Origin of the sequence: Saccharothrix sp. CCNWYY140, from assembly GCF_037401995.1 — a bacterium.
GTDB lineage: Bacteria > Actinomycetota > Actinomycetes > Mycobacteriales > Pseudonocardiaceae > Actinosynnema.
The window spans coordinates 1-7357 of record NZ_JBBEGC010000214.1; the positions used below are offsets into that span (position 1 = coordinate 1).

Consider the following 7357-nt stretch of genomic DNA (forward strand, 5'->3'; position numbering starts at 1 on the left):
CGGCTGCAACCCCGAAAATCTGTGGTAGCCCTTCGGGCAGGCCATACGGGGATGACACAAGCAAGAAGCCCAGGCAGGGGTGTGCCGTGCGGCAGCTTCATGAAAAGCATGGGGCGCGCGGTGGGGTGGGGGGCGGCAGTGGGGCTCGGGTGTGTGGCGGGGTGTGGGTGCTTCGGGGTGACTACGGGATCCCGCTAAAAACGGTTCAACTCGTGACTCTGAGTAGCTGAGATCAACGGAGTGACACCACTAGATCACGTCGAGTGGCGGAGTCACCCGGCAGCACCAACGATTAGGTCACGTGCGGGCCGCCACGTGCGCAGTGGTCATTACTACGGGGTACGGTTCGCCACTCGGAACCCGACAGCGCAGTCGGGATTGTCTGCTCTGGGAGCAGGGAGGGAGACGAGCCGTGCGTCGTCGAATGCGTGGCATCGCGGTGGCCGCGATCGCGCTGACCAGCGTTCTGTCGATGGCCGCCTGTGCGAAGGACAACGGGGGCACCGGGACCGGGTCGACCAACAACGCGTCCGGTGGTGGGTGCAAGCTGGCCGACAAGCCGGCTGCCGCCGCCGGGACTTCGAGCAGCACCGCCGCCGGGGACAAGGTGGACGGCAGCGCCCTCAAGGTCGGTCTGGCCTACGACATCGGTGGGCGGGGCGACGCGTCGTTCAACGACTCCGCCGCCGCGGGCCTGGACAAGGCCAAGGCCGACCTCGGCATCAAGGAGGTCAAGGAGCTGACCGCCGCCCCCAACGAGGCGGAGGACGCCAAGCAGACCCGTCTGCGCCAGCTCGCGAGCGAGGGGTACAACCCGATCGTCGGTGTCGGCTTCGCCTACGCCGAGTCGCTGAAGGTCGTCGCGCCCGAGTTCCCGAACGTCAAGTTCGCGATCGTGGACGGTGTCGTCGACGGTGCTCCGAACGTGACCCCGCTGGTGTTCGCCGAGGAGCAGGGCTCCTTCCTGGCCGGCGTGATCGCCGCCTACCAGTCGAAGACCTGCCACGTGGGCTTCGTCGGTGGCGTGAAGATCCCGCTGATCGGCAAGTTCGACGCGGGCTTCGAGCAGGGCGCCAAGACCGCCGCGCCGGACATCAAGATCGAGAAGAAGTACCTGACCCCGGCCGGTGACTTCACCGGGTTCCAGGACCCGACCAAGGGCCAGGAAGCCGCGAAGGGCCAGATCGAGTCCGGCGCGGACGTGCTGTACCACGCCGCCGGCGCCTCGGGTAAGGGTGTCTTCTCGGCCGCGAAGTCGGCGAACGTCAAGGCGATCGGCGTCGACTCCGACCAGTACAACCAGGCCACCGTCGCCGAGTCCAAGGACGTGATCGTCTCGTCCATGCTCAAGCGCGTCGACGTCGCCGTGTACGACTTCGTCAAGGCGGTCGCCAAGAACGACCTGGCCAGCCTGCCGAAGGTCTTCGACCTCAAGGTCGACGGCGTCGGCTACGCCACCTCGGGCGGCAAGATCGACGCCGACCTGAAGGCGGTCCTGGAGGGCTACAAGGCCCAGATCATCGAGGGCAAGATCAAGGTCTCGGACAAGCCGACGAGCTGATCCTCGCCGTGCGCATGGGCCTCGCGAGCACCCACTCGCGAGGCCCATTGCGTGGTTTTAGGAGCCTGAATGAGCACTAGCACCCCTGCCGCCACGCCCGCCGTCGTGCTGTCGGGCATCACGAAGCGGTTCCCCGGCGTGGTCGCCAACAGCGACGTGCACCTGACCGTGCGGGCCGGCGAAGTGCACGCGCTGTGCGGTGAGAACGGCGCGGGCAAGTCCACGCTGATGAAGATCCTGTACGGGATGCAGCAGCCCGACGAGGGCACCATCGAGGTCGACGGCAAGGCCGTCCGCTTCCGCACCCCGGCGGACGCGATCAAGGCCGGCATCGGCATGGTGCACCAGCACTTCATGCTCGCCGACAACCTCACCGTGCAGGAGAACGTCGTCCTGGGCGCGGAGTCCTTGCACGGCATCGGCGGCAAGGCCCGGAAGGTCATCCAGGGCCTGGCCAAGTCGACCGGCCTGACCGTCGACCCCGGCGTGCTGGTCGAGCGGCTCGGGGTCGCCGACCGGCAGCGCGTGGAGATCCTCAAGGTGCTCTACCGGGGCGCCAAGGTGATCATCCTGGACGAGCCCACGGCGGTGCTGGTGCCGCAGGAGGTGGACGAGCTGTTCACCACCCTGCGCGGGATGCAGGAGCAGGGCTTCACGTTCCTGTTCATCTCGCACAAGCTGGACGAGGTGCGCGCGATCGCCGACTCCGTCACGGTGATCCGGCGCGGCACCACGGTCGGCACGGCCGACCCCAAGACCGTCAGCTCCCGCCAGCTCGCCGAGATGATGGTCGGCAGCGAGCTGCCCAGCCCGGAGACCCGCGAGTCCACCGTGACCGACCGGGTGGTCCTGAGCGTCGAGAACCTCGGCCTGGTCGCCGAGGAGGGCACCCGCCCGGTGCTCGACGGCATCGACCTGGTGGTGCGCTCCGGCGAGGTCGTCGGCATCGCGGGCGTCGAGGGCAACGGGCAGACCGAGCTGGTCGAGACGATCATGGGCATGCGCAAGGCCCACCACGGCCGCGTGCTGCTCGGCGACCGCGACCTGACCCGGCTCGGCACGCTGGCCCGCCGCGAAGCCGGCATCGGGTACGTCCCCGAGGACCGCCACCGCCAGGGCCTGCTGCTCACGCAACCGCTGTGGGCCAACCGGATCCTCGGCTACCAGACCCGCACGCCGGTGTCCAAGGGCCAGTGGCTCGACCTCGCCGGCGCGAAGAAGGACACCCAGCGGATCGTCGACGAGTTCGACGTCCGCACCCCCGGCATCGACGTGCCCGCCGCCGCGCTGTCCGGCGGCAACCAGCAGAAGCTCGTGGTGGGCCGCGAGCTGTCCGGTGACCCGGTGCTGCTCATCGCGTCGCACCCGACGCGCGGTGTGGACGTCGGCGCGCAGGCGCTGATCTGGGACGAGATCAAGCGCGCCCGAGCGGCGGGCCTCGCCGTGCTGCTGATCTCGGCGGACCTGGACGAGCTGATCGGCCTGTCCGACACGATCAAGGTCATGCTGCGCGGCCGGCTGGTCGCCGACGCCGACCCGAGCACGGTCACCCCGGAGGACCTCGGCAGCGCGATGACCGGCGCGGGCGCCACGAGCCCCGCGGTGGAAGCCGTGCCGGGCGCGGAAGTGGAAGGCGAGTAGATGGGAATCCTGCGCGGCAAGCTGCTGCCGCCCGCCCTGGCGATCCTGTTCTCCGCACTGCTGTGCGGGGTCGCCCTGGTGGTGTCGGGCGCGAACCCGGCGAAGGCGTTCGGCGCGATGGTGTCGCAGGTCGGCGAGGGCACGACCGCCGTGGACATCGTCAACAGCACCGGCACGTACTACATCGCGGCGCTCGCGGTGGCCATCGGGTTCCAGATGAACCTGTTCAACATCGGCGTCGAGGGCCAGTACCGCGTGGCCGCCGTGGTCGCGGCGGTGTTCGGCGGCTCGTTCGCCCTGCCGCCCGGCCTGCACGCCCTGGCGATCATCGTGGTGGCCGCGCTGGTCGGCGCGGCGTGGGCGGCGATCCCGGCGATCCTCAAGGTCACGCGGGGCGTGAACGAGGTCATCTCCACGATCATGATGAACGGCCTGGCGCTGGGCCTGGCCGCGTACCTGATCCGCGAGGACGTGTTCGGCGAACTGCGCGGCAACAACATCCGCACGCCGGAGATCCACGAGAGCGGCTGGGTGCCGGGCATCTCGTTCGGGGCCTCGGGCACGGTGTTCGGCCTGGTGTTCCTGGCCGCCGCGCTGGGCATCGGCTACTGGGTGATGATGAACCGCACCCGGTTCGGCTTCGAGCTCAAGGCCTCCGGCGAGTCCGCGACCGCCGCGGCGGCCGGTGGTGTGTCGGCCAAGAAGATGGTGCTCATCGCGATGCTGCTCTCCGGCGGCATCGCGGGCCTGGTGTCGATGCCCGAGATCCTGGGCCGCGACCACACCTACAACCTGAACTTCCCGGCGGGCATCGGCTTCTCCGGCATCGCGATCGCGCTGCTGGGCCGCAACCACCCGGGCGGCATCGCGTTCGGCGCGCTGCTGTGGGCGTTCCTGGACAAGTCGGGCCTGGCGTTGGACAACGTCGGCGTGCCGAGGGAGATCGTGACGATCATGCAGGGTGCGATCGTGCTGTCGGTCGTCGTCGCGTACGAAGTGGTCCGCCGGTTCGAACTGGCCGCCGAGCAGCGCCGGGTCGGCAAGGAGCTGGGGACGGTGGCGGCATGAGCACCTCTCTGATGAACCCCTCCGAGGCGCCTTCCACGGTTCCGCCGCCGCGCAAGACGCGTCGTCTGCCCGGTTGGGCCGTGGGCATGATCGGTGTGGCCGGCGCGGTCATCCTGCTGTCCACCACGTCGTACCTGACCGGTGTGCCGCAGTTGACGTCCACGGGCACCATCCAGACCGCCGTGCGGCTCGCGCTGCCGATCCTGCTGGCGGGTCTCGGCGGTCTGTGGGCGGAGCGCGCGGGCGTGGTGAACATCGGCCTCGAAGGCATGATGATCATGGGCACGTGGGGCGCCGCCTGGGCCGGCTACCAGTGGGGTCCGTGGGCCGCGCTGCTGTCGGCGGCCGTGTTCGGCGCGCTGGGCGGTCTGCTGCACGCCATCGCCACGGTCACGTTCGGCGTCAACCACATCGTGTCCGGTGTGGCGATCAACCTGCTCGGTGCGGGCCTGACGAAGTACCTGTCCACGCTGATCTTCTTCCCGCTGTCGAACAACCCGCGCGAATCGCCGTCGGTGCCGAAGTTCGACACCTACTCCGCGTCCGGGCTGTCCGAGTGGCTGGGCGAGCTGGAGGCGCAGCAGCGGGTGGGCCTGTCCGACGTGGCGGGCATCCTGCGCGGCCTGGTGACCGGCGTGTCCCCGCTGACCATGATCGCGGTGGCGCTGGTGATCGGCAGCTACCTGGTGCTCTGGCGGACCCGGTTCGGCCTGCGGCTGCGGTCGTGCGGCGAGAACCCGGTGGCGGCGGAGTCGCTGGGCGTCAACGTCTACCTCTACAAGTACATCGGCGTCATCGGGTCCGGCGCGCTGGCCGGCATGGGTGGCGCGGCGCTGGTGCTCAACCCCGGCCAGCCCGGGTACCTCGAGGGCCAGACCAACGGGCGCGGGTTCATCGGCCTCGCGGCGATGATCTTCGGCAACTGGCGGCCGGGCGGTCTGCTGGGCGGTGCGGCGCTGTTCGGCTACGCGGACGGGTTGCAGCTGCGCAGCGGCGGCAAGACGTTCCTCGCGCTGATCTACGGCGCTGTGCTGCTGCTGGCGGTCATCGTGATCTGGCAGCTCGTGCGGCGGCGCTGGTTCGCTGCGGCCGGCGGTGTGGTCGCGGCGGTGGCGTTGTACGCCGTGTACTACAGCGTCGACGAGGTGCCGAGCGAGCTGACGACCTACGCGCCGCACCTGGTGACGTTGATCGTGCTCGCCGTGGCCTCGCAACGATTGCGGATGCCGGCGGCGGACGGCGTGGTGTACCGCCGTGGTTGACGTCGACTGGGACGACCTGAGGGCACGGGCGGTCGCCGCCGCGCAGGCGGCGTACTGCCCGTACTCCGGGCTCCAGGTCGGATCGGCGGCCGTGTGCGACGACGGGCGGATCGTCGTGGGCTGCAACGTGGAGAACGCCTCCTACGGCGTCGGCCTGTGCGCCGAGTGCACGATGGCCGGCCAGTTGCAGCTCACCGGCGGCGGCCGGTTCGTCGCCGTGGCGTGCCGCAGCGGCGCGGGTGAGCTGCTCATGCCGTGCGGGCGCTGCCGCCAGGTGCTCTACGAACTGGGCGGCGCGGACTGCCTGGTGGACACGCCCTCGGGCGTGCTGCCGATGAGCCGCGTGCTGCCCGACGCTTTCGGACCAGGGGATCTGCCATGAGTTTTGCCGCGGTCGACGTCATCCGGGCCAAGCGGGACGGCGGTGTGCTGTCCGACGAGCAGATCGACTGGGTGGTGGACGCCTACACCCGGGGCGTCGTCGCCGACGAGCAGATGTCGGCGCTGGCGATGGCGATCTTCCTCAACGGCATGACCGCCGCCGAGACCGCGCGCTGGACGCGGGCGATGGTCCAGTCCGGCACCGCGCTCAAGCTGGACGTCGGCCGGCCGACCGTGGACAAGCACTCGACCGGCGGCGTCGGCGACAAGATCACCCTGCCGCTGGCCCCGCTGGTGGCGGCGTGCGGCGCGGCCGTGCCGCAGCTGTCCGGGCGGGGCCTCGGGCACACCGGCGGCACGCTGGACAAGCTGGAGTCCATCCCCGGCTGGCGAGCCGGCCTGTCGGTGGACGAGGTGACCGCGCAGCTGCGCTCGGTCGGCGCGGTGATCTGCGCGGCCACGGAGGGCCTGGCCCCGGCGGACAAGAAGCTCTACGCGCTGCGCGACGTGACCGGGACCGTCGAGGCCATCCCGCTGATCGCGAGCTCGATCATGTCCAAGAAGATCGCCGAGGGTGCCGACGCGCTGGTGCTGGACGTGAAGGTCGGCTCCGGGGCGTTCATGAAGACCGAGGAACAGGCGCGGGCGCTGGCGCAGGCGCTGGTGTCGATCGGCGTGGACCACGGGCTGTCCATCTCGGCGGTGCTGACGGACATGAACGTGCCGCTGGGCCGGGCGGTCGGGAACGCCGTCGAGGTGGCCGAGTCGGTGGACGTGCTGCGCGGGTCGGGGCCGTCGGACGTCGTCGAGCTGACGTTGGCGCTGGCGGCGGAGATGCTGGCGCGTGCGGGCGTTTCCGCTGACCCGGCGGCTGTGCTGGCCAGTGGTGAGGCGTACGAGGTGTGGTGCCGGATGATCCGGGCGCAGGGTGGTGACCCGGAGGCTGCTCTGCCTGTCGGGGCGCACAAGCACGTCGTCGAGGCTCCTGAGGACGGGTTCTTGGTGTCCTTGGACGCTTATGCGGTTGGTGTGGCTGCGTGGCGGTTGGGCGCTGGGCGGGCTCGCAAGGAGGATGCCGTGCAGGCCGGGGCTGGGGTGTTGTGCCTGGCCAAGCCTGGTGACCGGGTGGTTGCGGGGCAGCCGTTGCTGGAGCTGCGGACGGACACGCCTGAGGCTTTTGGTGCGGCGCTGGCGTCCTTGGAGGGCGGCTGGTCCATCGGCGACGAGGCCCCTGCGGGCCGTCCGCTGGTGATCGACACGATCCGCGGCTAACTCCTCCCCGGGCGGTCCGGCACGGATTGTCGTACCCCGCTGGGAGAATGGTGTCGGGGGCCGGAGGCCGCGGGGCCGCGCGCCGCGGGGCGGTGCCCCGCGCGGAAGGCCCCGCCAGCCGCCGCGCGATGCGCCGCAAGACCCCGCCGCCGCCGCGCGCCGCCGCTGCCCG

At 70.5% G+C, this 7357-nt stretch carries 6 protein-coding genes; all 6 read left to right on the forward strand.

What is annotated here, in order from left to right; translation table 11 throughout:
* Positions 1-424 precede the first annotated feature (424 nt).
* The 6 genes from WBN91_RS38415 (at position 425) to WBN91_RS38440 (ending at position 7185) form a co-directional block, all read left to right on the forward strand.
* Positions 425-1561, forward strand: a complete 1137-nt coding sequence (locus tag WBN91_RS38415; RefSeq protein ID WP_337729224.1) for a BMP family lipoprotein — start codon at positions 425-427, stop codon at positions 1559-1561.
* Between the two features lie 69 nt (positions 1562-1630).
* On the forward strand, positions 1631-3202 hold the full coding sequence (locus WBN91_RS38420) for an ABC transporter ATP-binding protein (RefSeq protein WP_337729219.1): 1572 nt from the start codon (positions 1631-1633) through the stop codon (positions 3200-3202).
* Positions 3203-4270, forward strand: coding sequence for an ABC transporter permease (locus WBN91_RS38425; RefSeq protein WP_337729220.1), 1068 nt, complete (start codon positions 3203-3205; stop codon positions 4268-4270). It begins immediately after the preceding gene.
* Positions 4267-5532 carry an ABC transporter permease gene (locus tag WBN91_RS38430; protein WP_337729221.1) on the forward strand — a complete coding sequence of 422 codons (1266 nt, stop codon included), beginning with the start codon at positions 4267-4269 and terminating at the stop codon, positions 5530-5532. The genes WBN91_RS38425 and WBN91_RS38430 overlap by 4 nt, the downstream gene beginning before the upstream one ends.
* Positions 5525-5914, forward strand: a complete 390-nt coding sequence (locus WBN91_RS38435) for a cytidine deaminase (RefSeq protein WP_121225212.1) — start codon at positions 5525-5527, stop codon at positions 5912-5914. The genes WBN91_RS38430 and WBN91_RS38435 overlap by 8 nt, the downstream gene beginning before the upstream one ends.
* A complete protein-coding gene (locus WBN91_RS38440; protein WP_337729222.1) occupies positions 5911-7185 on the forward strand; it encodes a thymidine phosphorylase in 1275 nt (424 codons plus the stop codon). Before WBN91_RS38435 ends, WBN91_RS38440 begins: the two co-directional genes overlap by 4 nt.
* The last annotated feature ends 172 nt before the right edge of the window (positions 7186-7357 follow it).